The following is a 25669-nucleotide window of genomic DNA, read 5'->3' on the forward strand; positions in this document are numbered from 1 at the left end:
GTCACCAATGCCCCGCCGCAACTCTTAAACACTGCCGAGGTCTTCAAACCGGGATCTCACGCCCTTCGTTCCGCTCTTCACTCGGAACGTGGAATGCCCTGCTTTGTTCACCAAATCCAAATTCGCTCCCGGACAGCTTTGCGGGCAGATTCTCCAAAGGATCAAGAACCGATGCCCCTGGCAGAGACGCCGGTCATCAGAGCGGATACGACACGTTGTGTTTTCGCAGACCGAGCATCAAACGAACTCAGAAAAAAAAATGCTGAGTTACTGGACAAACCGTCAACGGAATCCGCACGTCTTTGCGGCAACTCTTTTCCACCGCCCGGCCCCGCAGCCCACCGACCGCTGTGTCTCCGGTTGGCATTCCGTTTGGCGATGTGACACGAGCTCCATGGGTGACCAAGCCGATATCGTCATTTTCCTGGAAGATCATTTCAATGTTCACGACTGTTCGCGCGTTTTCCAATCCGACCGTTCGAGCGAAGAGAAACGCCAGGTTCCGCGACACAATCGGCCGACTCAAACGCAACCATCTGCGCCGGTGTATGCTCGAATCGCTAGAGGATCGCCGGCTATTGGCGGTGACCACCGATCCGCTCACCGCAACCAACGAGGTGGTTTTCCGAGGTGATGCGGCCAGCAACACGGTTAGGTTTTCAGTCTCCGAAGGCTATCTGCAACACGACCTGGGCGGCCAAGCGGGATTCGATAGCGATCGGGACTTGGACGCCACGATTCCGGGTGAACAGGCTCTGTTGCTCGGGCAAATCGGCTCGCTGACATTTGACGATCTTGGTGGGAATGACCGAATTTATTTCCAAGGTAACGAGACATTTGATTTCGCGACTGCGGCGATTCATTTCAGTGTCGGCGAAATCACGATTTCACCTGGCGTGAACCTATCGACAACTGACGGAAGGATCGATTTAGTGGCCGCCGAAACGATCGCGGTCACGAGCGGTGCGTCACTCAGCACAGTCGATGGTGGCATTCGCATGACGGCCAATCCGGATCAGTCGACCTCGTCGTCTAACACCGATTACTTCAGTTTGAACCTCGATGGGGCCAATCTTGTGACGGCAGGGTCGGGCGCGATCGAACTGCAAGGGTTTGGTATTCACAGCGGCAGCAACGTCAGTGCCGGAGTTGGAATCGAAGGTGGCTCGTCGATCCGATCGACTTCGTTGGATGCCAATGCCGGCGGCATCGCGATTTCTGGGATCGGTGCCGATGGCCGACAGTCAAAGCACGGCTTAGTCGCACGCGATGCGGGAAACGTCATCGAGAGTGCCTACGGCGACATCAGCCTTGATGGCATCGGTGGATTTCGTTCCGACGGCGGAGCGCAAAGCTTCTTCGGAATCTATTTGACGGGCCTGAATGTCAGTTCGACCGGCAGCGGCCCCGAAGCGGCAACCATCTCGGTGGACGGAACGGGCGGTGCCGAAACTAGCTCGACTTTTGGCGTGCGGATGCTTTCGTCCAACGTCAGTTTTTCCAGTGTCGACGGGGACATCAATCTCACCGGTCGAGGCGGACAATCGGAAACAACGTCCGCCGCTCACGGTGTCGTCATCGATAACATCGCCTATCTTCGCTCTACCGGAACCGGCCCGGACGCGGCCAACATCCACATCGACGGCACGGTCGGCACTGCGACAGAAACACAAACCAGTGCGCTCGCAGGCTACGGCGTTCTGATTACCGGAACGCCAACCGAAATCAGCACCGTCGATGGCGACATCATGATCACCGGATCTGGTGGCGAAGGCGGTGTAAATCGAAATGGAGTCAGCGTTGACGCAACCGTTTCGTCAACCGGCATAGGACAACACGCAGGAAAGATTTCTGTGGAGGGTCAAGGTGGCGACGACACTTACGGATGGGGATCATTCATCAAGGGGCAGTGGTCGACTGTCGACGGTGACATCCACTTTCACGGCGACGGCACGAGCACGGATTCCCGTGGAAGCGACGGCGTGTCGCTTCGAGAGATCGATTCAATCGTGTCCACGGGAGTCGGCACCGACGCGGGCGAGATCCTGATCACCGGATCGGCCAGCCGAGGTCGCGGAGTGATCCTGGAAAACTCCGCAGGTTCTATCACCACCGTCGATGGTGACATCACGCTAGCGGACACTGACGACAGCGGCGTCCACCTGGACGGATTCGGTGGGCTAGCATCTACCGGAACGGGACCAGATGCGGGCAAGATCACGATCGAAGAAAAACGTGTTTCCATCCGCGATCTGGGTATCGGTATCTCTAGTGTCGACGGTGACATCACAATTTCGAGTGTCACCGAATCGGGGGTCGGAGGTGGTTTGTATCTCGCAGACTTCGGTGTGCTTGAGTCAACGGGTACCGGACCTGACGCTGCGAAAATCACACTGACAGGAACAACATCTGACGGCACGACCAACCGCCATGGTTTAAACATCAGCGACTCCGGAGGCGCTCCATCGATCATTCGTACCGTCGATGGCGACATCACCATTAGCGGCACCGGCGGTGACCGGACTGATCCGACCGACCGCTACAGCGAAAATCGCGGCGTGACGATTACTGATGTTTCGATCCAGTCAGCAGGAACGACGTCCGAAGCGGGCCTGATCACCATCCATGGCACCGGGGGAGACAGTGGCCGCAACGGCTATGGCGTCTACCTGGCCGACGGCGAACTTTCCAGCGTCTCCGGTGACGTCCAACTGACCGGAAATGCAAGCGCCGGACGCGGTGTTTATCTGTTGCGCAACGCTACCGAACTGTCCGGTACTGGCCCGCTTGCCGGAAACCTGACAATCGGTGGCAGCAGCATTCAAGTCAGCGGATCCGTCAGCGCTGTCGATGGCGATTTCTCCGCGATCGCCTCGGGCAGCAACTTCTCCGGCAACTTCCAGTCGACCGGACAAGGCCGTTTTACCGTCGAAGCAACCGGCCAGGGTGGCCAAACCTTTGTCAGCGGCAATGTGGAATCGATCACCGGCGACATCACCGTTCGTGGGCCTCAAGTCAATGTCAGTGGCATTCGTTCGACCGGCACGGGCCCGGACGCTGCCGACATTCGTGTGGAAGGCCATCGCATCCTTGTCACCAGTAGCGAACTGACGACTGTCGACGGTGCGATCGTCCTCGACAGTCGGGAAGATGCCGGCGAATCGAATACGGCAGGCGTGTTCTTACGAAAGCCCATCCGCTCAACCGGAACCGGCCCGGATGCGAAAGGGATCAGCATCTCCAGTGTCGGAACGTCCGCCGACGCCGTCGTTAATATGCAAACCGGGACCACGCTGTCGACAGTCGATGGTGACATCACGATCAACGATGCGGCCCTTTTCGATGACGAACTGTTAAGCGGCAGCGTGGACCTGTCGGGAACCGTTTGGGTTTCGTCAACCGGCGTTGGCCAGCATGCCGGTTCAATTCGCATCTTCGGCAAGAGCGGTGATGCAAGCGGATCGCTGTATGGTATCGATGCGGATACCAACAACACCGGCGGCTTCTCGACTGTCGACGGTGAATTGGAATTGCGTGGTGAGTCTGGAGAAGTCGACGGCTCGGGCGCAAGCGTCGGATTGAAACTGACCGAATTGAGCATCGAATCGACCGGGGTTACCGCCGGCCTTGGTAATGTCACTTTGACGGGGCATTCCGGATCGGGAACCAATGGTGGCTATCGTGGGATTGATTTGCAAAACATCGACTTCAGCACCGTTGCGGGCAACCTGCGTGTCGAAGGTCACGGTGGAAATGGTCCCGGAAGTTCGAACGTCGGGATGCTGGTTGCCAGTTCGACGTTCAATTCCAACGGTCATGGACTCGGCGCCGGGACGATTACCTTCGACGGAACCGGCGGCGGTGGGAATTCACCGTACGGTATCCAGTTCAGCAATTTGGACCTGATCAGTGCCTACGGTGACATCCACCTGATCGGGCAGGGCGGCACGCTTTCGGAGACGGCTCCCCACTACAGCGAAAGCTCGGGCATCAAACTCGGTGGTTACAACACTAGGATTGAGTCCACGGGCACGGGTGAGCATGCCGCGAACATCACGATTGACGGCACAGGAGGAACGGGAAGTACGTCTGGCAACTATGGAATCGAGTTTGACGCCGGCGACGGAATCCTGACCTCTCGAGACGGTGACATCGTCGTCAATGGAGTGGGAGGTTTCGGAAACTCCCCCGGCGTCTTCATCGAAGACTGGCATCTATCCTCCACCGGCATCGGTGAATTCGCGGGAACAATTTTGATATCGGGAACCGGTAATCTAACTCAGCCCGGTATCTTCCTTAACTCACAAAACGTGAATTACAACTATGCCATCAACAGCATTGACGGTGACATCACGCTTACGGGAACCGGTTCACCGACCGCGATTCAATCACAAGTCAACAGCAACCCGGGAACAGGACGAATCGAGTCGACTGGCTTCGGAGAACACGCCGCGAACATCCTGATCGATGGCGGCGATGGTTCAGTCAGTCTCTCAAATGATTTGACGATCCGAAGCATCGACGGTGCGATCGATCTGACCGGAAGCCGCTTCGCACTCGCGGCTTCAATTGAATCACTGGGCAACAATCCGGCGCAGACGCGGGACATCACCCTGCTCGGAACCAGCCAGGGTTCTTCCGTGAGTAACATCAGCACGTTTGTCGCTGACGTTTCCATCACTTCGGCTGATGCGATCGCGGTCAACGGGACGATCAAATCGGTGCTCGATTCGATCGATGCAGGCACGATCACGATTCAGGAAACGACGACCACCACGGACAACCACGGGATTAGCTTTGGTGACAACGGCGAAATAGTTTCCACGGTCGGTGATATCTGGCTCAGTGGCTCCGGCGGAGGCAACGACTACGGAATCTATGGTCCAAAAATCGTTTCGCTGGGAACGGACAAAGCAACCGCCGCGACGATCACACTGATCGGTACCGGCAATGAATCCGGCGGTCGAGGTGTCGCCATTTCCGGCGGCAATGCCGAATCGCCCAACATCACCACCATCGCCGGTGACATCGAAATTCACGGTAGCGGCGGTAGCGGTACTGGATCTCGCAATCTCGGTGTCTACCTGACAAACGCCTACATCGAATCAACCGGTCTGACAAAACAACATGCCGGTGAAATCTTGATCATCGGTACCGGTGGCACCGGCACTTCGGACCTCGTCGGTGTGGAGATCCGATCCTCCCAATCAGACATCGTTTCCGTCGCCGGCGACATCAACATCGTCGGCCAAGCGGGTACTGGCACCGGCACTGGGAACGATGGTGTCATGATCCGCGATGCGAGTTTAATCAGGTCGTCGGGGACAGATTCGGAAGCCGCCAACATTCGGATCGAAGGAAGCAGTCCAACCAGCCGTGGTGTTTATCTGATCTCTGGGAGAATCGAATCGGATGGAGCGGGCTCGATCGAAGTTATCGCCAACGGGGTCAGCGATGGAACCGTTGACGACCTTTTCGTTGCCGGCAGCAGCGTCCTTGGCGGATCGAATTCGGCCGCCGAGATCATACTGACCGTAGATTCATTCGGCCTACTCACTCCGGCGATCATCGAAACATCAGGAACGGTCAACCTACAGACGCGTTCTCTCGAAACGTCTGTTTCACTCGGCAACGGTGCGGCTGAACTCTCACTCGATAACTCAGAACTCGCGTTATTCGGATCGGAACTTGCGGCGTTGGTGATCGGCACACCAAACCAACCAGTCGCCAACGTTGATTTGTCAGAGGTCGTACTCAGAAGCGCGTTGACGATTCATGCGAACGACGTCTCCGATCAAGACGGACAAGACGCATCGCTTGCCGGACCAATAACATTTGCGAACGTCGCAACACCGGGTTCGCCGCTTGGTCAATTACTGGTCGATAGCGATCTCGTGCTCGCTTCGACCAATACGCTTCGCCTTGACATCGACGGCCCCACGGCGGGTGCGACGAGCGACGGCTATGACCAAATCCGGGTACTGGGCGAAGTTGTCCTGGCACCGGGGACTCGACTCGAAACGCTCACGAACAATGCCTATCCGGCGGCGGAGGATCAGCAGTTCGTCCTGATTGACAACGACGGCACCGATCCGATCAACGGGATCTTCGGCGGTCTTCCCGAAGGCACGATCCTAGAAAACTTTTTAGGCACGCCGCTGAATGCAAGAATCTCATACTTGGGTGTCGACGGAGCGACGGGCAATGATGTGGTGCTGACGACGACTAACGTTAAGAACCCAATCTACGATTTCTCTGCCAGCGAATACTCGGTCAACGAGGGTGACTCCGATGCGACCACTCTTGTTGTATCGCTTCAGCGAAGTGAAGAGACAAGTATCGCGACCAGTGTTGACGTTCGATTGAACTCGGGAACCGCGTCGGCCGACATCGACTTTGATGCCGCCCCAATCACCGTCAACTTCGCGCCCGGCCAGACCACCGCGACTGTCGCGATCCGTGTGCTGGGGGAACGATTGGTCGAAGCGAATGAAACGCTGTCGCTGACGTTAGAGAATTTCAGCGACTACGGATTCCCCGGAACGACCCACCCGACGGCAACGCTGACACTGATCAATGATGAATTCGCACCGGTGGCAAACTTCGCCGGCGATTTCATGCCCAACGAAGGCACATCCGTCCTCTTCGACGCGAGCGGCTCCTCTGACGTCGAAGACAACAACGAACAGTTGACGTTTGAGTGGGACCTGGATTTCACCGGCCAATTCACCGTTGATGCGACGGGACAGCAAATCAATTTTTATCGGGCAGACGGTCCCGCATCACAAATGGTTGCCCTGCGAGTGACCGACACGGAAGGCAACGTGACAGTCACCACCCAGCAAGTTTCAACGGTCAATGCGGCGCCAATCATTGCTCCGATGCAGCCGCAAACGATCAAGGCATACAACTATGCGGAACTGAACCTGCCGGTCCCATTCGTTGATACGGGGTCACACGATACACACACGGTCGAAGTCGACTATGGAGACGGATCGCCCGTTGAAACAATCGAGCTATCCGACGGAGAGCGTGGCTTTGTTGTCAGTCACCAATACAAAGTCACCACCGGAACGACGATCAACCAGATAGTGACGATGACGGTCACCGACCGTGACGGCGCGACGACGACTAGCACCTTGGCCGTCGATGTCGAAGATCTCGCACTCACAGTTCCCGACAATCGGCCGACTCTCAGCATCATCACTCCCGACCTGGCGATCCCAGAACAAGAGAGCTATCGAATTCAGCCGATCACGGTGAGACTTGATCGTCCCTTCGAAGTCGAAACGTTCATCCCCATCGACCTCTCTCAGTCAACCGCAACGATCGATAGCGACTTTCAGCTTTCCAATCAACTATTACGTTTCGATCCTTTTCAAACGACCGCCACACTGACGTTCAACACGTTGAACGATACGGCCTATGAACCGAGTAGTGAAACCGTCGTCGTCGGTTTCCCGGATACGCTTGAGGTCGCCCGTATCAGCGGTGTCGCTTCGGAACAACAGTTCGTCGCGACGATCATTGATGACGGCGACCGTCGCCCCACCATCTCGTTCGCTTCGACAGCCGGAACGTTCAACGAAGGCGACGAGTTCGATCTTGTCGCATCGCTAAGCGATGTCGCGCAAGTCGACGTCGATGTGCCACTGACACTCTTCAACTCTGGTAATGTCAGCTTGTCGGCACAGAGTATCGTGATACCGGCTGGCCAATTGGAAGGACGCATCAGCGGCACCGTAATCGACGACGAACTTTCCGAACCGCAACAGACCTTCACTGTCGCAATGCAGTCGGGGCAGCAAGGCTTTCCGATCAATAATCGCTACTCGTTGTTCCAAGGGGTCATTAAAGCGAACGACGCGATTTTGTTAGACCTGTTGCAGAAAAACGTCACCGCAACCGAAGGTGGCAACAGCGTGCAAATCGTTGCAACCGTTTCAGAATTGCTCTCGACGGACTTGGTCGTCCCGTTGACCTACACCAGCAACGACGCAACCCAAGGGGGTGACTTCACCGGTCCGTCAAGCATTCGATTCCGGGCGAACCAAGCACCACGCGTCACCTTCGTGATCAATGTTACGAACGACCAAATCGGTGAATCGGACGAATTAGTATTCGTTAACTTTGCCTCCGATCTTCCCGATGGAGTTCAACTTGCCAATCCATCGGTAGGTACACGACTCCTGATCGAAGACGACGATGTCGCAAGGCTTACTTTTATTAGTTCCAACTCAACAAACAGCGTGCGAGACGGAGAGTCATATCATGCCGAAAACACAACGATCTGGGAGGACAGCGAGCCGTTCGAAGTCACCGTGAGCACCGGTGGAATCAGCTTCGCGAGCGACGTCAGTATTCCGCTGAACTTCAGTGCTTCGACTCGGGGAACGACCTACAACCGATCCGGAGCAGACCTGGAAGGACCATCAAATTCGATCACGCTTCCTGCCGGCCAAACTACCGTGACCTTCACCGTCACACCGAACGGTGACGAGATCTACGAAGCAACCGAGCGAGGCTACCTGGCACTCGGAACAGGCGATCTTCCGGGTGCGAAACTGGGTAAAACAGCATCCCATCGAATTTTGATCCTCGACAATGACCCGCTGGTTGAAATCGAAACGGAAGAAACCACGGTTGACGAAGATGCCGGCACCATCGAATTTAAAGTCACACTTTCGGCCGAATCCAACCGTCGCGCTCGTATTCCCTTCAAGACCTATGGCTCGGCAACCATCGGCGACGACTATACGATCGTCAGCGAAACCAAGTCCGGCTACCGCGTCCGTTCCAACTACGTTGAAATCGAACCCGGCGAACGAACCGCGACGATCAAGGTGAAGCTCAAAGACGATGCCGTCATCGAGGGACGGGAGCGGATCGGGATTTGGCTGCGTCCGGAGGTCGGATCGGCCACCCTTTCAAACGCCACCTTGGATGGATCAAAGTACGCCTCCGTCCTGATCGACTTCGATGAACGCCCTAGACCGACGATCTCGCAAGTGCGGGGCAAGCAGCCCGGCAGTTCCAGCTACTCTTCGACGTCGACGTGGATCCGAGAAGGCGGCTCGTTTCGAATTCAAGTGTCGATGCCCACATCCGCCGACCGAGACGTTTGGGTTCCCGTCAGCTTCCCTTATGCCAGTGGCCGCGCTTCGACACTCGGCTTCTCCCAAGACTTCACGACAGGAGGTTTGAGCAACGGCTGGCTAAAGATCCCGGCTTTCAAAAAGAGCGCCTACTTCTATCTGCACACGATCGACGACTTGAGAAAGGAAGACAGCGAAAAAATCAGAGCGACCATTGGTCAACCGGTGGTGTGGGATCGCACGGGTGAACGGTGGGTCAACTTCGGAAGTGTCGGATCGAACTACTACAAATTCGTCGGCATACGTTCGAGCGATCAAGAGACGGTCTACTGTCCAAGCGGGGTTCAATACAACGCGCTCGCCGTTTCCGACGGAACCTGTGTGATCGATGCCGGCACGACTACTAGCGGTCCGACGATTGCAAATGACTGGACACCGAGTTCCTCAGGAAGTCTCGTCATCGCCAACGGTTATCTGGGATCGAGCGAAGTCTTCCTGGATGGAAACTTCAATGGGCAGCGTGATTTCATCGACCTCAACGGTGATGGGCTACACAATGATGACGAACCGCTCGAACCATTGGTTTCGACCTATAGTGACGGTTCGCTCCTGTTGGATTTCCCTGCCGAGATGGATCGGGATGGCAGCGGGGTACTCGAAGCCGACGAAGCGCAACTCGTCGCCTTTGGCGGGACTGATCCTGCGACTGGAATCACCGAACGCACGCGGATGACGGCCCCGGCAGGATCCTTTGTCGTCACGCCACTGACCACGTTGGCGGGCAAACTGGTCAACGAACACGCCTTCGACGCCGATGATGCACATCAGCGGGTACTCGATAGCCTGCAGCTGGCAACCTTTGAGTACTGGAAAAATTCGGCCATCGCCGCAACAGCAGCCGGTGACATGGTTGCCGCTCAGACGTATCCGGCGACGATTGCGGTCAATAGTACCGCGATCGTGATCGGCAGTTACCTCAGTGAACTCAGCGGAAGCACTCCAGAGCACGCGAGTGATCTTGTCTATGCTCGAATGGCCGATCTGATTCAATCGGCGGATACTCGTCTGAACCTCGACAACTCCTTAAACGTTGCCGACCTTGTCAATTCCGTTGCGGCCGAACTGGGAGTCGTCGCCGATCTTGACGTCGTCGATGTTCTCTCGCAAGCGATTGCCGACAACAGTCGCAGTCTTTACGAGCTACCGGTGTCAGCAGACTTGGCTTTCTTGGAATCGGTTTCAAAGCTTAAAATCGTCGCCCGCGGTGCAATGACGACGGACGCTGCCCGCTTGGCAAGTGGCGATCTCTCGGTAACGGATTTCGAGACACAATACTCGGTGGAAAACCAAGTCACACTCGCCGGCGCGGCCACGGTCGGCACCATCGAACCGGTGCGAATTGCCGTTTCCGACGCGCAAATTGTCGAAGGCAATTCTGGAACGCAGTTTGCCGAATTCCGAGTCGCGATCTCGAATTTCTTCAATGCCCCCATTTCCGTTGAATACTCCACCGAGGACGATGCCGCCACCACAGCCGACGGTGACTACGAAGCAACGTCGGGAACATTGACATGGCTCCCCGGTGATGATTCCGTTCAAACGATTCAGATTCCGGTCTTTGGTGATACGGATGTCGAGTTCGATGAGTCCTTCGACTTAGTGTTGCAATCGGCAGCCGGAGGAATCATCCAACGTTCCATCGGGCGAGGAACCATCCTGGCTGATGACGCAATGACGTTTGAACTTCCGGCGACGACGGAAACGAGTGAGGTTTTGGTGACACTTGATGGTGACCAAATCGCGATCCGGCGGGACGGCGAAACCATCCTGAACGGAAGCCTGAATAAGTCGGCGGCTTTTGTGCTGAATACCGCACCGGGCCCAGGCATTAATCTGAATATCGATGTCCGTCGGGGAGACACTGTTAATCGCAGCGTGAAGTTGATTTCGAACTCTTCGGACGATCAACTCGCGATCGATAACACGTTAGACCTGAACGTGGTCCACCAGATAGTTGCACCAACGGAAGGCAGCTTTATCAGCGAAGGCCAAGCGATCTCCTACCAGGCATTCTCGCTTGTAAGCAACGAACGATCCCCGACGTTCGTCTTGCAATCCGAAGTCGCGTTGGGAACGCCGACCACCGCCGTCGCGTCTGTCCCGGCCTTACTGCATCTTGAAGGATCGGTCAGTCGCTGGAGCTTGACGCTTGACGGCAACGAAGTCGACTCGCAAGATTCGGCCGACCCGTTTAGTTTCACCACCACATCGGCCGGCCTCTATCGACTCAGCTACTCCATCACACTCGAAGACACGACCGTCGTCTCCGCCGTCCAAGATTTTGACGTTCAGCCGCTAAATGAACCGCCGACCGCCGATGCCGGAGGAACTTATACGGTCGAAGAGGGCGGAACGGTGATCCTCGATGCATCCGCTAGCACCGATCCTGATTTGCCTGACGACGTACTGACGTACCAATGGGATCTCGATGGCGATGGCGTGTTTGGCGAAACGGGCATTGAGGCATTGTATGGCGACGAAGTCGGTGTGACTCCGACCCTCGATGCGTCAACGCTTAATGGACCGGGAAACCTTAGTGTGTCGCTGCTAATCACCGATAGCTTTGGTGAATCGAGTACCGACACGGCGGCGCTAGACATCACCAACGCCGCACCGATGCTGTCCGTCGACGCAGCCGATGTCACACTGGTCGAAGGTGAATCGGCAAGCCGACTGGTGACCGCCACCGACGTTGCAAGTGATCCGGTGTTGGTCACGGCGTCCATCGGTGACGTTGCCCCCAACGGCGATGGCACGTGGATGTGGACTTACACCGGTGAAGACGACCTCGCTGAAACACTGGTCACGATTTTCGCCGAAGATGACGATGGCGGCCTTTCCGAAGCCACGTTTAACTTGACAGTCGATAATGCCGCCCCGGTACTCGCTTTACTGGAATCAACATCGGCAGCGGAAAACGGCCTGGCCCGAATCGAGGGTTCGATTACCGATGCCGGGCAGCTTGATACACACGTCATCACGATCGACTGGGGCGATGGCAACACCTCGATTGCCGATCTCGATCCCGTCAGTCGCACATTCAGCGCCGAGCATCTGTACCTGGATGATCCTAACGGGATTGACAACAGCGAATACCTGGTAGCAATCCAAATCGATGACCAGCAGCCCAACGGATTGCTCCAGAGCGAAACCACCATTGGCGTGAGCAATGTTCCGCCTGAATTGAGTCAACTCACATTGGAAAGCTGGTCTCAACAAGCGACGCTAGGATTTCGATTGAGCGATGTCGGGTCACTCGACACCCATCAAATCTTCGTTGATTGGGGCGATGGCCAGCAAACGGTCGTGGACGCAAGTACTGGCGTTCATCAATTTGAGCACCAGTATGCCGAAGGCGGCGTCTATGACGTGTCGCTGATCGTCACGGACGACGACGGCGGCACGGTTTTTGAAACAACGGAAGCGTTTGTGACCGGTGCGGTAGTCCGCGATGGCGTGCTACAAATCATCGGCACCACGCACAACGATGTGATCTTGATTAACCAACTCGGAAGCCATCATTACGTGACCGCCAATTTCCTACCGGGGTGGCTTCGCACACGGGCGTTCCGACATTCAACCTACACCCGGGTCGAAGTTTATGGCGGGGACGGAAACGACTGGATTCGAGCATCGTCGAACATCACCCATGACATGCTACTTTTCGGTGGCGATGGAAATGATTACCTTCAATCCGCCAAAGGCAATGACGTCTTGATCGGGGGCGACGACGACGATTGGCTCAACGGCTTGAGCGGCGATGACGTGCTTATCGGTGGCAACGGCCGGGACACGATTCTAGCGAAAGCCGGGAGCGATCTGCTGATTTCCGGCTATACCAGTTTCGATAGTCGTCGTGATGCCCTGATCGCGATCAGTACCGAGTGGTCTTCCGATCGAAGCTACCAAGATCGACGAGACAACCTACTGGGTATCGCTCCCGAGTCTCAGCATGTGACAACAGATGACAATGAACGCATCGTCTTGACGTCCGATGGTAGCGAACAATCGGTGTTCGATGATGAAGTCGTGGACGTTCTGATCGGTAGCCGTGGGCGTGATTGGTACTTTGCCAATCTCGGCGAAGGCGACGCCCAGGATCAAATCGCTAATCAAACATTACTCGAAGAGGTCGAACTATTATCGGAAAGCATTTAGTCTTTCGCTAACGTTCGAAACTATGATTTGCGGATTGGCGTTCGGCACGGTTGCTGTAGCATCACCGAGGCTGACACCTATCGGCTGCTGATGAACCGCCCCCAAAACTCTGGTCTAGATGGATCACGACGAGCATTCTGCACACCGCGATCCGAACGGGCAACTGAGTAGTGATCGCCAAGTTCTGTAACCGCCGCCGCGAATTGACAGAGTTTTATCTCCGTCGAATCGCAAGATCATAGTTGCATTAGCGGCGGATGGTCACCGTTGATCCTTGGCTGAGGATCGCAAAAACATCATCGGCAAGATCGCCGGCGACACTGATACAGCCGTCATCGGTAGGTTTCACCGTGTTAGAACTGCCGTGGATGCACAGTTGTCCGCCTAAATCAAGCCAGGCGTTTCCGTATGGATTTTCTGGGCTGCCCGCAGGGATGGTTTTACCGGCTGGACCATAAAATGTCCGCGACGTCTGTTTATCCTGGACGGTAAACTCGCCCGGCGTTGGGGACGGTTCTTTGCCCACTTCAATTTCGAAGCGACCGGCGTAAAGATCACCGAGAAACATCGTCATGACTTTTCCATTCAAGTCGACGTCGGCACGGAAGGGGCCACGAACCATTTTCAGTTCGGTTCCCGGAAGTACCGTGACGGGGTCGTCCACACCGTTGATATTGGCCAACAACTGCCAGGGAACTTTGTATCCCTTGGCAATTTCGACTAAGGATTCGCTGCCACTGACTTTGTATGGTTGTTCCAGCAGATGGCGCCGAGAATAGATCACTTCGCGGGCAAGCGGATCGAGTCGCCCCATCAACTGTTGCTCTTGATCAGCGCTGATTCCAGGCATCCCGTAGAAAACACTCAGTGTCGCAAGAGCTTCCTTGAGTTGCCCTTTTTGGTAAAGCTCGTCGGCGGCAGCGATCGCATTGGTTAATCCTAGGTTGGCTTCATCGCCACCGGCTTGCCCATTGGCAGAAGTACTTGAGGCCGTGGAATCAGATTCCGCGGGCGGTGCGAACGGAGTTCCTTTGGACGAATCGAATTGTCCCGCGACCGAACTCGGATCGGGAAGCGCAAATTGGTTCGGCGTTGATGCATACGAGTCCGCCGGACCAGGGGTGATCGAAGGCGGAGCCGAATCGACCGGCGGCAGGGCTCGCGGGGCTTCTCGTTCAGGTGTCGCCGGTATTTCGTTCGGTGCAAGATCGGCGAATGACGTATTCGGAAGCGACAAGTTACCTTGGCTTGGCGGGGCCAACATCTCGGTCGCCGTCGCGGTCGTTGGTGGTTGCGGCGAAGGCCCGACCGCCGGAGGCGCGGCTGCATCTTCGAACAGTCCTGCCGGAGGTTGGCTGAGCGATAACGCATCATCGGCCGTCCCGGGAACCATTTCACCGGTGATGAAGGAATCGTCTATCAGCGAGCTACTACCGCCTTCATCGATGACCAAGTATTCCTCGATCTCTTCGGGAAGCGGCTCCGGTGGTGTCGTCATGGAGACATAGCCGCCGTAAAGAACGGTCAGCATGAGAACAACAATTGCGGCTGTCTTGATCGTTTGCACGACAGTCCTCCGTGACGGATTCGTGCGGATAGTTCGAATAGAAATCTTCGGTTGATAGGTAGTCGTAATCAATCCAATCGAAGCGATGCTAGCCCAATTCCTTCGTGGACCGTTGCCGATTGCTTGCCTGAGCTCAGTTTTTTGTCACGGCATCCGCAAAAACACCGAAATCCGCCGACGAGCGGTATTCACGCGTCAGAATTCAGTCAAGTCGGACGAAATCGCCTGTCGAATGCGACTCGCTTGGATCAATCGAGCAGACGGCCCCCGTGCGGAGGATTGCCGCAATACCGCGATCACTTCGCACCGGGCACGGCAGATCACCCAATGGATGCGATCCTAATTCTGCTATGAGTCCGAAGCTGCTGTCGCGTCGGCGCTCGACTGAACTGGCTTTCCGACCAAACGAACGACCAACAAAATCGCGACGGCACCGGCAACAAGACTGATCCAGGGTGAAACTCCGTATGCTGCTGGCAGCGTCCCAAAGACAATGCAAATCCCCCCGACGACGACGGCATAGGGCAATTGTGTGCGAACGTGTTCGACATGGTCACATTCACTCGCTCGACTGGACAACACCGTCGTGTCACTGATCGGTGAGCAGTGGTCGCCGAAGATCGCTCCCGCCAACACGCTGCCGCACGTAGCCAAGCAGATTGCTGTGTCAGCCGTTCCGGGACCGCCCGCGGCTTGATCCAGTTTGATCGCAAGCGTGACTGAAAGTGGGGTTAGAATTCCCATCGTTCCCCAGCTCGTCCCGGTCGAGAACGCCATCAAGCCGGCAATCACAAAGACACAGGTCGGCAACAACTTGGGATCCAACGCCTCGCTGAGCAGACTGGACAGGTAACCTCCGGTGTCCAAGCCGTCTTTTCCAGTCATCGCCGAGAGCGCCCAAGCAAGCCATAAAATGACGATCGCCGGCATCATTTGCCATGCCCCGCGGAGCGATGACTTCATCAAAAAATCTGCCGACGATTGACAGACCACACGGTGTGTGAAAAGCGAGACGATCCAGCCGGAACCACCGCCGACCACCAACGCCCAGTATGACTGGCCGTTACCGATCAACAAACCAAAATGCCGGATCCAGGAAACCGCAGGGTCTTTCTCGCCCACTTCCCAGCTACCGGTGATAATCAAGACCAGCAGCACGGCGATGATGCACATCCCAACGGGGACGACCGTCGGGATCCAGCTATGACGAATCGGAGCGCGTTGGAGCTTCAACGGATGGACATCGCTTCCCTGGGAAGCCGCCCCCACTGCGCCCGTTTGGTTGGAATCAGATTGCCTCAACTCGGCGGTTCGCATCGGTCCAAAATCGCGACCACTGCGGGCGATGACAAACACCATCACTAACGCCAACAGCGGGTAAAACCGGTACGGGATCGACTGCATGAATAGCTCAAATCCCGCCGATGCCGTCGTGATCCCTGCATCGCTAAGCCCTTCGGACATGTACGTGATTTCGGTCGCGGCCCACGTACTGACCAACGACAAACCGGCGACAGGTGCGGCGGTCGAATCGACGAGGTAAGCGAGTTTGCTGCGTGAAATCTTATAGCGATCCGCGGTCGAACGCATCGTTCCACCGACCAAAAGAGTATTGGCGTAATCGTCAAAAAAGACTGCAAGGCCAGTCGAGGCGATCAGCGTCTGTGCGCCTTGCCGACTCTTGATGCGAGCGGCGATCTTGGTGACCAAATCTTCCATCGCGCCTCCAGCTTCCAGGACTCCTACCATCGCGCCCAAAAGCAAACTAAATGCGAGCGCCAATAGGTGATCGTGGTCACTGATGGAATTCCAAATCGCTTGTCCCAAACCGATCGCAGGTGCGAACCAGTCAGACTCTGATGGCGCGAGAATAAACGCGCCGACCCCGACACCGAACAGCAGGGGCAGAACGACTTGGCGAGTCAAGATCGCCAATACGATAGCCACCAACGGCGGCAATAACGAAGCGGCTCCGTATTCCATGCCACCTATCGTCGCCGATCGAAAGGCATTCGTCCAGTCGGGCTACCGGTTCAGCCTGCTCAACCGGATTTCCAAAACCATTAGCAATCGCTTGGGATCCAGAACCTGCCATACGCGCTCCCGCGAAAAAGGGGTCAGGACTCATTAGTCGGAACTGACTACGGGTACTTCGCAGTATTGAGTCCTGACCCCTTTTTTCGCTCGCAGCGACTTGAGGGACAGCGATTAAAACTCGGCGTGACCGGGTGTCCGCGGGAATGGAATCACGTCGCGAATATTGTTCATCCCCGTGATGTATTGCACGGCACGTTCGAGTCCAAGCCCAAAGCCCGCGTGCGGCACGGTGCCATAACGACGGAGATCGACGTACCACCAATAATCTTCTTCTGGCAGCGATTGGGCGGCCATTCGCTTTTGAAGTACTTCAAGACGTTCTTCGCGTTGACTGCCACCGATAATTTCGCCGACCCCCGGAACGAGAACGTCCATCGCGGCAACCGTTTTTTCGTCGTCGCTCAGTCTCATATAAAACGGTTTGATAGAAGACGGATAGTCAGTCAAGATCAACGGGCCTCCGACATGCTTTTCCGTCAAATACCGTTCGTGTTCGGCTTGCAGATCGCTTCCCCACTGGATCTCATACTCGAATTTTTCGTTGCATGATTCGAGGATCTTGATCGCATCGGTGTAGGTCATGTGTTCAAACGGCTTCTCGATAACCGCTTTGACCTGCTCCAGCTTTCCCTTCTCGATCATTTTGTCAAAGAACTCCATGTCCTCCTGGCAATGATTCAGCGTTTCACTGAAGACATTTTTGAGGAAGCGTTCGGCCAGGTCCATGTTATCAGCCAAATCGAAGAACGCCGCTTCGGGCTCGACCATCCAAAATTCTGCCAAGTGCCGACTGGTGTTACTGTTTTCTGCGCGAAACGTTGGTCCGAAGGTATAGATGCGACCTAGCGACGTCGCGTACGTTTCGCCTTCAAGTTGTCCACTAACGGTCAGATAGGTCGGCTTGTCGAAAAAATCGTGTGAATAGTTAACCGGACCACCTGAAGCGGCAAGCCGATCAAGGTCAAGCGTCGTAACGCGAAACATTTCGCCCGCGCCTTCGCAGTCACTCGCCGTAATGATCGGTGTGTGAACGTAGAGGAAGCGGTTTTCACGAAAGAAGCCGTGAATGGATTGACTGATCTGGTCGCGAACTCGCATTACCGCGCCCAATGTATTGGTCCGCGTTCGCAAGTGAGCCCATTCGCGAAGTTTCTCGAACGAGTGTCGTTTCTTCTGTAGCGGGTAGGTTTCCGAATCAGCCCAGCCCAGGACTCGGATTTCGTCCGCATGCAACTCGGTCGCTTGTCCTTTGGCGGGCGATTCCTTCAGTTCGCCCCGAACGATCACGCTACAGCCGGCGGTCAGCTTTTGAATCTCGTTTTCGTAATTGGCTAATTCAGCGGGGGCGATCACCTGAAGATTCCCGAGTGACGATCCGTCATTGAGTTCGATAAAGCTGAACCCGCCTTTACTGTCCCGTCGCGTGCGAACCCAACCACGAACCTCGCGGTCGGCGGCAACGGATTCAGCTTGCCGCGCTTCTTTGACGGAAATCCAATCAGCCATGTTGTAATCTTCCGGTGCGAGTGAAGTGACATTCGACTTCCGAAAGTTATCGTTAGCGGCGTTCGCTCGCAATCGGGTTTTGCCCCGCATCGTGAACTTAGGTGTCCCATTGCTGCATTGTTGACGCCAATTGTTTGAGTTGTGGCTTGTTCTTTTCGAGCGCCATCAACCCCACCATCAGTGACACGCCGGTACCAATCCCAAATACCCACCACGGCCACACCGCGTCGATTTGTTGACCCGCGTGCCAAACCATGCTGGTCACTCCGAGCAACACAAAACTGGTCCCCAGATAAAGAAATGGCCGCACCCGCAGGACCACGCCGGTCACCGCCCCAAGAAGCGCCAGGGTAATCAAAACGACGGGGCCAGCAATCGTGGTCCCGATGCCCTGGATCAGCATATCGGCTGAACTGGAGACATAGATGGTCAACATCGTCGCATAACGAATCGCTTCGGTCGTTTCGCGACCAAGCTCATCCCGGTATCGATGAACCAGGTACAACACACAAACCGCCGGCGGAATCAGCCACGCTTGCGGATGCGCCAAGAATCCCCACTCGGGAACCTGGATCAACACAACCCATAAGGCAACGTTCGCCAAAACAATCGAAACCAGACGCGAACGGTGACTTTTCCAAATGACGGAAACCACACCGTAGTAGAACGCCGCGGCAATCAACAGGGCCTGATAGGAAACGTGACTTTGGATGAACGTCCATGCGGATCCACCTTCGGATTCGCCGACGAAACCAATCATCGTTGAACCACTTAACCAGAACCCAAGCACCGGAATCAACGGTAGAAACAAAGCGGTTTGCTTAAGCGTCGCTGACAGCACTTCGTCGTCACGACGACGTGCCCATTCGGTGACCGCGACGCTGATAAACGACAATGCCATAACGATGTAGGGCCAATAAGCTCGCAATCCCAAACTTGCCAGCGGACTTTTGCATAAAAACAAATGAAACCAAGTCAAACCGCCAATCGCTTGTGCTGCGACGATAAAAACCTGTCGTTGGCGATCGGACAGTTGCCAAATTTCACGGTAGCGAAAGCCAGGACCGCTAACAATCGCGACGAACGTCGCCAGGCCAGTGAGCATTCCTAAGATCACTGCGACACCCAGATATAGCGGTCTGCTGAGCAGGCCTGTTTGTTCGGCGAGTCGAATTTGAATTTCTTGCACCAACATCGCCAACAGACTAGCAAGCGCTAAACACGATGCCGTAATGATCGCCCGCCGAATGACCGGCTGCCAGTTGTCAAAGTTAGCCTTCAAGAGAAACCGAGGAATCACAACGCCAGTGATCGCCGCGACCAAGACCCAGGCGACAAACCAGCGAGCCGGAAGTTCCCAAAGTGGAAGCGTTTGATCGGCGACCGCAGTGCTGGACCACATCCCAATCGCAATGAACCCCAACCCAATCGCAACATCGCGAAGTCGCTGCACGCACGAACGCTGTGCCAGTTCGGCCGCTGCGATCGCCATCACGACAATTCCACAGATTGTGATCCGAGTGACTGGCTGTGCGTTGTATCCGACAAGCAGCAACAAACAGATGCCAAGCTGCGCCAACACGACCAATGCTCCACAGCGGATCAATCCGTCTGCCCAATTTTGGACTGACAGCCGTGAACGATTCTCTCCCGAAGTTACTTCCCTGCCGATCCAGCGGTGCTGCAACTCGATCAAGCGATTGAGCAACGTTGCCGTTCCTGCCGACCAAAATGCCATCATCGCGAATGCAAGCGAAGTCCCTAAAACGATCACAGAAAGTGAATTTGGCAAGTTTGCCGATTGCTCGGGAACGATCCGGATCATCGTCGACGCGAGACCCAACAAGATTGTTAGCACACCGACTTCGATCACTCCTCTGCGGAAACAACGCGTCACTAATGATGTACCGGCCAAGGTCACGATGACAAAACGTAACCAAGCCCATCGATCCAGAACGGCGAGCGAATCGCGAAAGAAATTTGCATTCTGCACTTGAAGCATCACTTCATAGAACACGACGACGAGCACGAGCAAAGAAGCCTCGCGTTCTGCCAGCAGTCGGCGTGGGCGCGTCGAAACCGCAACGTCACTTCGATCAGGCACAACGATTCGCCAAACTAGCATCACAGCACAGACCCAAACCAACGCCCATGTCAGGATCGCAAGCGAACTATATTGCCATGATTCAACCAACCAAACCGTTAGAACGGTGCCCACGGTCAGTGAATAGGACGAAAATGCGCGACAAAACACCGTCGAACGTCGAGACAACGCGGCCGGGCTTGCGCCACAATTTTGCCATCCAAATGCATACCGCGTAGTCAGCACAACAGCGATGACACAGCCCAGCCATCCGACCAGCGCATCGATCCTAGCGGAGCCTTGGATCAGACAGAGCAGCGTGGTCATGACCAATAGGACAGCCGATTGGTACCGACCGAACCGTGACACGGCCCAATCACCAGGCCAAATCCATAGGACCGTCCACACACCCGCAATCACGATCCAGGTGATGTGGAGTGCGAGCGAGACAGATATTCCCTCGATCGGCGAGGCCGCGAGCAAATACGCGAGATGACCAGAAATCAGCAACGCGATCACTTCCCAAGGCACCGTCAATCGCAGTTTCAATTCAACGATTCGGTCAACTCCAAACCACAGACCAACAGCCATCGCGGTCAACGCCATCCCCCATACTGAATGACCTTGCCAAGCGATCGATAGCCCTAGTGCGGATAGGATCACCGCGATCGCGTTGGTGATCCCGATCGTTGTGCAGACCAGAACGCTTGTTCGAAGAGCAGACCTGGAACGTAATCCGACCGCCCAAGTGACCATCGCAGACATGCCGCCCGCGATCCCAGCAATCTGTGCTGTCCATACTGATCCGTCCCAATCAAACCAAGGTTCAGAGCGGATGACCGGCGACATTAATACGACGATCATTGGAACCAAGAGCCCACTGAGAACGCCGACCAATGGTTGTGGTTTTCGATGGTCGAAAGAGGCGAATGCCAGCGAAGCAATCGCCCACCATACGGCGATCATAGCGACAACCGAGCTATCGATCCGTCCTTGCTCGGCGATCGGAGTCCACCAGTACGGCCCCAGCAGTCCTGCTGACGAAACGCCGATGAACAAAAATCCGATCGTCGTAAGGACACCGCTTGGAACGGCTAGCCAACGAAAACGACCTTTGGTTGCAGACCAACCATCGATCACCACAAGGACGATCGCCATCAACGACGTCGCCGAGATGACTTGCCAAGCATGTTGGGCGAGCGTTAGTTCCGCAACCATCACACATCCCCAGCCGATCAAGCTGGCCATTCCCGTTGCGTTGCCAATCATTCGTTCATTGGTATCGGCAAGGCCGCCCAATTGACGAATTCCCAGACACACCGCCGAAACCCCAAATGCGACTAAAGGCAATACCAAGTCAATTTGTCCAACGGAATCGACCATCCTGGCATCCATCGTAAGCCAGCCTTCGACAAGCAATTGTCCGTAGGTATACAGCGCCGCGATACCGATCAGCGAGACTGCCACCGTCACGCTTGTTTGTTCAGAACGCCAGTCCCAGGCGGATTCGTTTGGCCGGTACCAGGAAAAACGATCGTGTAACCAAACGGAGACCGGTGATCGTTGAGCGTCTTTTCCGGGTTCCAAGGGGACTGAACTGACCCAACGAAGAAACACGGTTCGAATCGAAAAGCAAATCGCCGTCCCTGCTATCACGACGCTCCAAGCCCACCACGCATGCCCTTGTCGAAGTTGTTCGCTATCGAATAACCACGGCGAATAGAAGTGCACGCAGACGATAGAAACGGCACTCACAAACGACAATCGCGACGCCAACAATAGAGCCGTTAATCGATCGCCAAAGCCAACCAAGCTCAAAACGGCAGCACTCAATACCGTCGTCCCGGTCGCTAGCCAAACGCCGTTTGAGGGATCGATCAAAAACGGTTCCCCGACGCCCCAAGCCGTTAACCCGATGATCGCTCCCGCTACGGCGAGCCCCGAGGACGCGAGGCGGAGGGATCGCATTCGAGAACGACGCGTCTGCCAATACTCACCAACGAGCAGCAGCGTGATGGTGCTGGTGATGAGTGTGACAATCAACGGCGTCACCCCGGGCCAAGGTTGCCCCAATTGAATGGGCTTCAGCAATGACATCCAAAACCCCACCGTCGCACCGATCGTCAACGAAGTTGCGGCGACGAGTTGCCGGGTCGACCGCAGCATCCAGACACCCGCGATCGATGCGATGAACAATCCCAGACTGACCGATAGTGCCGGAACGACGCCCATCCAAGCCTCCGGCAACACCACCAGCAAAGCCGCGACCACGGCGGAGTAGGCGAACCAGATGGCGGCGGCACCGGCAAAGACCGGTTGATCCCTGCAAATCGTTTGAATCGATACCGCGCGCCGCCAAGCAAGCCCCGCCAAAGCTAACACATGAATGACCGCGACAACGGTGGCAACCAGCATCGACTCTCCGCCGATCAGTTTTCGCGACAAGTTCGTCGTTTCCCATTGAAGATCGCCCAGCATGGGTGAACATACAACAGCGGCGATCCCGATAGGGGCCAGTGCGACTGCGAACCAGTCAATCTTGCGGCTGATCAAACTCGCGACGATCGCGGTCATGGAGAAGCTAACCGCCCAAGCCCACAGCCACGCCATCGATTGCATCGAGGGCACGATGACTACCATCGCCCCACCAAGAAACAAAATCGCGAAGACACGCGTAGCGAGTGACAACTGGGGACGGCGCCGATGACGAACCAGATCGATTGATAGCGATGCTAATAAGACGAATCCGGGTAACGTCGCATCGGCGAGTGCCAACCAGCCGTTTGACGTGCCCCGCATTAGGAATGCGGCGTACGCGGTCATCACAATCAGTGAAAACGCAGTTCCTGCGACCACCATTGCGTTTCGGCCTGCACTCCCGATTGAACGGTGACGCGGCGTGGATCGCCCCAGTAACCACATCATCATCGCGACGGCAACCGATCCGCCAATCGCGACCCATCCTGCACCCGATTCCAAGGTGCGTGACGCGGCGGGCAAGAAGGGTAGTACGATCGATGTACCGGCAATCCCGACTGTCATCGCCAACGCTTTATCACGACCGACCAAGGCCTTTGCGACAACCCAAATCAAGGCGATGTAGATCGCGCCACACCCGACGATTGCGGCGACGGTGATCGGATCATTCAGCAGTACCGTCGAAGTTTCAATCCCATCAGTCGAAAGCCCCGCAAGGATTCCCAGCGGGACCAATAACAAGCCGATCACTAAGGTCGCCCGACTGGAACTTTGCAACTTCCAACGGAAAAGCGTGTATAGGCCTGCGAGACAAATCGAGACATTTCCGGCCATGAAGATCAATGACGGGACGACCCGGTGCATCTGTTCGATCGTTTTCCATAAACTGACCACCAGGCCGATCGAGCAAACCACGATCAGGATTCCCGCGATCAATTCCCCCCAGCGAATGTTGTGATCTGCCAACATCTCGCCAATCGAACGCCCGGCTTTCGCTTTGATCGAGACGGGCACCGAAGAAGTCGGCACGGATGCTTCGGAAAGTTCGATGACCGGTGCGTCGCCGAACGATTCCGCCGAAGCGGCGTGCGCGACCGGAACGCTTCGGTGCGGCAACGTCGGAATTGGTTTTGAAGTCGGCAAACGAGTTGATGAAACCATTCCATCGCCTAGTCCGAAGTCGCTCGCCTCGGGATTTACGCTTTGCTGACTTGTCTTTTGCGGAATTGGTCCTTGCTGACCTGTACCATGCTCGACGTTCGGCTGAGCTGCCGACACCGCGTGCGTTGCGGGCCGTGATAGCTGGCGGAGATGACCGCGCCAGGTCTGTGCGATTTCAGGGGAAATGATCTTGCGGCCTGCAAGACGGCTGATCACCCGGTGAGTCGCCGCTACATCGGCATCCACTGTTCGGGACTGATCAAAAGGCGGCGTTTGGTCCACCTGAGACAACAATTCGGCCGGCTTGAAGATCAACCGAACGACGGTCGCAACGATCACCCAGGACAGATGGCCGACAAGCGTGATCACCGCCCAAAAAAAAGCCAGTCCCAATAGTACTTCCATCGCTGCCGTCCACCACGTTCGATTGTCAACATTGCCACTGCGTCATGCGAGTGCGTTGCTCCAACTCGAGTTTAGATTTCGCCGAGAGGTTGGTGCCAGTTTTCCGAGACAACCGGGCGAATACTCGCCGGGCGACCGGATGAATCCGATCAACCGATTGGGACAAAACACTTCATCGGTAGAGAGCCCAAAGCGGGGCGACGATGCGCGAGCAAGCCGGCCTATTAAACAAAGAGCCGCGAGTGCTTTATCTACGCCAAGTGTCGAAGGTCGGCTGGGCAAACGACGGTCATACGCCCCGATCAATAACGGAAACCGTGGCTAGCATCATTTGGGCAATCCACAGCATGAGATTGGACACCGCGTTAGGCGGCTCGATATTGGATCCCACTTTTCTTGCGACCGACAGCCGAGATAGCGCCGGTATGCTTGAGTACGTAGGCGATTTTCTGGGCGAACCAGCGAGGGCGCTGAGTGATCGAGGCGATATCTTCGGTCGTGAAAGCGTCACGTTCGGGATCAAGTCCGACGAGATCGAACAAGTCGGCGGGCGTCCTCAATTCACAAGTCGACTCGATTTCTTCGAGGGCAACGTCTTCGACCCGATAGTCCTTTCGTTGCCAGCCACGTTTCCGCCGTGACGGAATCCGAGTCTGCTGGACGTTGACCAATGGCAATTCCAGGATCAAATTCTCGTGAGGAAACACACGAGTGAAATAGATAAGATCATCGAAAACATCGATCAATTCGCCGCGTTTAGGGCTCATCCGATAAGACGAGATTTTCGATCGTTTCGTTTTCTTTTTGGCGATACGAATACGATGCACCACCGGCTTGACCACGCGGACGGTGTGGCGATTGAGCAGCGTTTTCACTTTGCCGCGGATCGCCGAAAGCGACGCGCATTGAATCTCTATCAGCTCGTCCTGGCGAACCGCATCGATCCGGTAATTCCCCATCAGCACTTCGGTTTGCGATTCGTCGCTCGCGTAGTGAAGTTTCAATTGCTGATGTAGGGTCGTTTCCATCGGCTTGCCGAGCTGCGTCGTGAACTTCGAA

The 25669-nt window shown here is 55.8% G+C and carries 6 protein-coding genes; 1 reads left to right on the forward strand and 5 read right to left on the reverse strand.

The genetic code is table 11. The annotated features are described in order from the left end of the window. Nucleotides 1–548: 548 nt before the first annotated feature. Nucleotides 549–13313: a Calx-beta domain-containing protein gene (locus FYC48_RS06675; RefSeq protein WP_160149366.1), complete on the forward strand. Its 12765-nt coding sequence runs from the start codon at nt 549–551 to the stop codon at nt 13311–13313. A gap of 247 nt (nt 13314–13560) precedes the next feature. On the opposite strand, the gene FYC48_RS06680 is transcribed toward FYC48_RS06675, so the two are convergent. The 5 genes from FYC48_RS06680 to FYC48_RS06700 form a co-directional block, all read right to left on the reverse strand. Next, on the reverse strand, nt 13561–14880 hold the full coding sequence (locus FYC48_RS06680) for a L,D-transpeptidase family protein (RefSeq protein ID WP_149495929.1): 1320 nt from the start codon (nt 14878–14880) through the stop codon (nt 13561–13563). A gap of 348 nt (nt 14881–15228) precedes the next feature. Continuing rightward, nucleotides 15229–16863, reverse strand: coding sequence for a Na+/H+ antiporter NhaC family protein (locus FYC48_RS06685; protein WP_149495930.1), 1635 nt, complete (start codon nt 16861–16863; stop codon nt 15229–15231). A 225-nt stretch (nt 16864–17088) separates the two neighbouring features. After that, entirely contained in the window at nt 17089–18483 is a 1395-nt protein-coding gene (gene asnS, locus FYC48_RS06690; RefSeq protein WP_149496134.1) for an asparagine--tRNA ligase, read from the reverse strand. Between the two features lie 97 nt (nt 18484–18580). Then, a complete protein-coding gene (locus FYC48_RS06695) occupies nt 18581–24610 on the reverse strand; it encodes a hypothetical protein (RefSeq protein WP_149495931.1) in 6030 nt (2009 codons plus the stop codon). Between the two features lie 365 nt (nt 24611–24975). After that, on the reverse strand, nt 24976–25638 hold the full coding sequence (locus tag FYC48_RS06700) for a hypothetical protein (protein ID WP_149495932.1): 663 nt from the start codon (nt 25636–25638) through the stop codon (nt 24976–24978). Nucleotides 25639–25669: the final 31 nt, after the last annotated feature.

The organism is Roseiconus lacunae (assembly GCF_008312935.1).
In the GTDB taxonomy this organism is placed as follows: Bacteria; Planctomycetota; Planctomycetia; order Pirellulales; family Pirellulaceae; genus Stieleria; species Stieleria lacunae.

What these genes read in the sequence shown, in the direction of transcription:
- FYC48_RS06675 (WP_160149366.1), top strand. Translation starts at nt 549, where the DNA reads ATGCTCGAATCGCTAGAGGATCGCCGGCTATTGGCGGTGACCACCGAT.
- FYC48_RS06685 (WP_149495930.1), bottom strand. Translation starts at nt 16,863, where the DNA reads ATGGAATACGGAGCCGCTTCGTTATTGCCGCCGTTGGTGGCTATCGTA.
- FYC48_RS06700 (WP_149495932.1), bottom strand. Translation starts at nt 25,638, where the DNA reads ATGGAAACGACCCTACATCAGCAATTGAAACTTCACTACGCGAGCGAC.
- asnS (WP_149496134.1), bottom strand. Translation starts at nt 18,483, where the DNA reads ATGGCTGATTGGATTTCCGTCAAAGAAGCGCGGCAAGCTGAATCCGTT.
- FYC48_RS06695 (WP_149495931.1), bottom strand. Translation starts at nt 24,610, where the DNA reads ATGGAAGTACTATTGGGACTGGCTTTTTTTTGGGCGGTGATCACGCTT.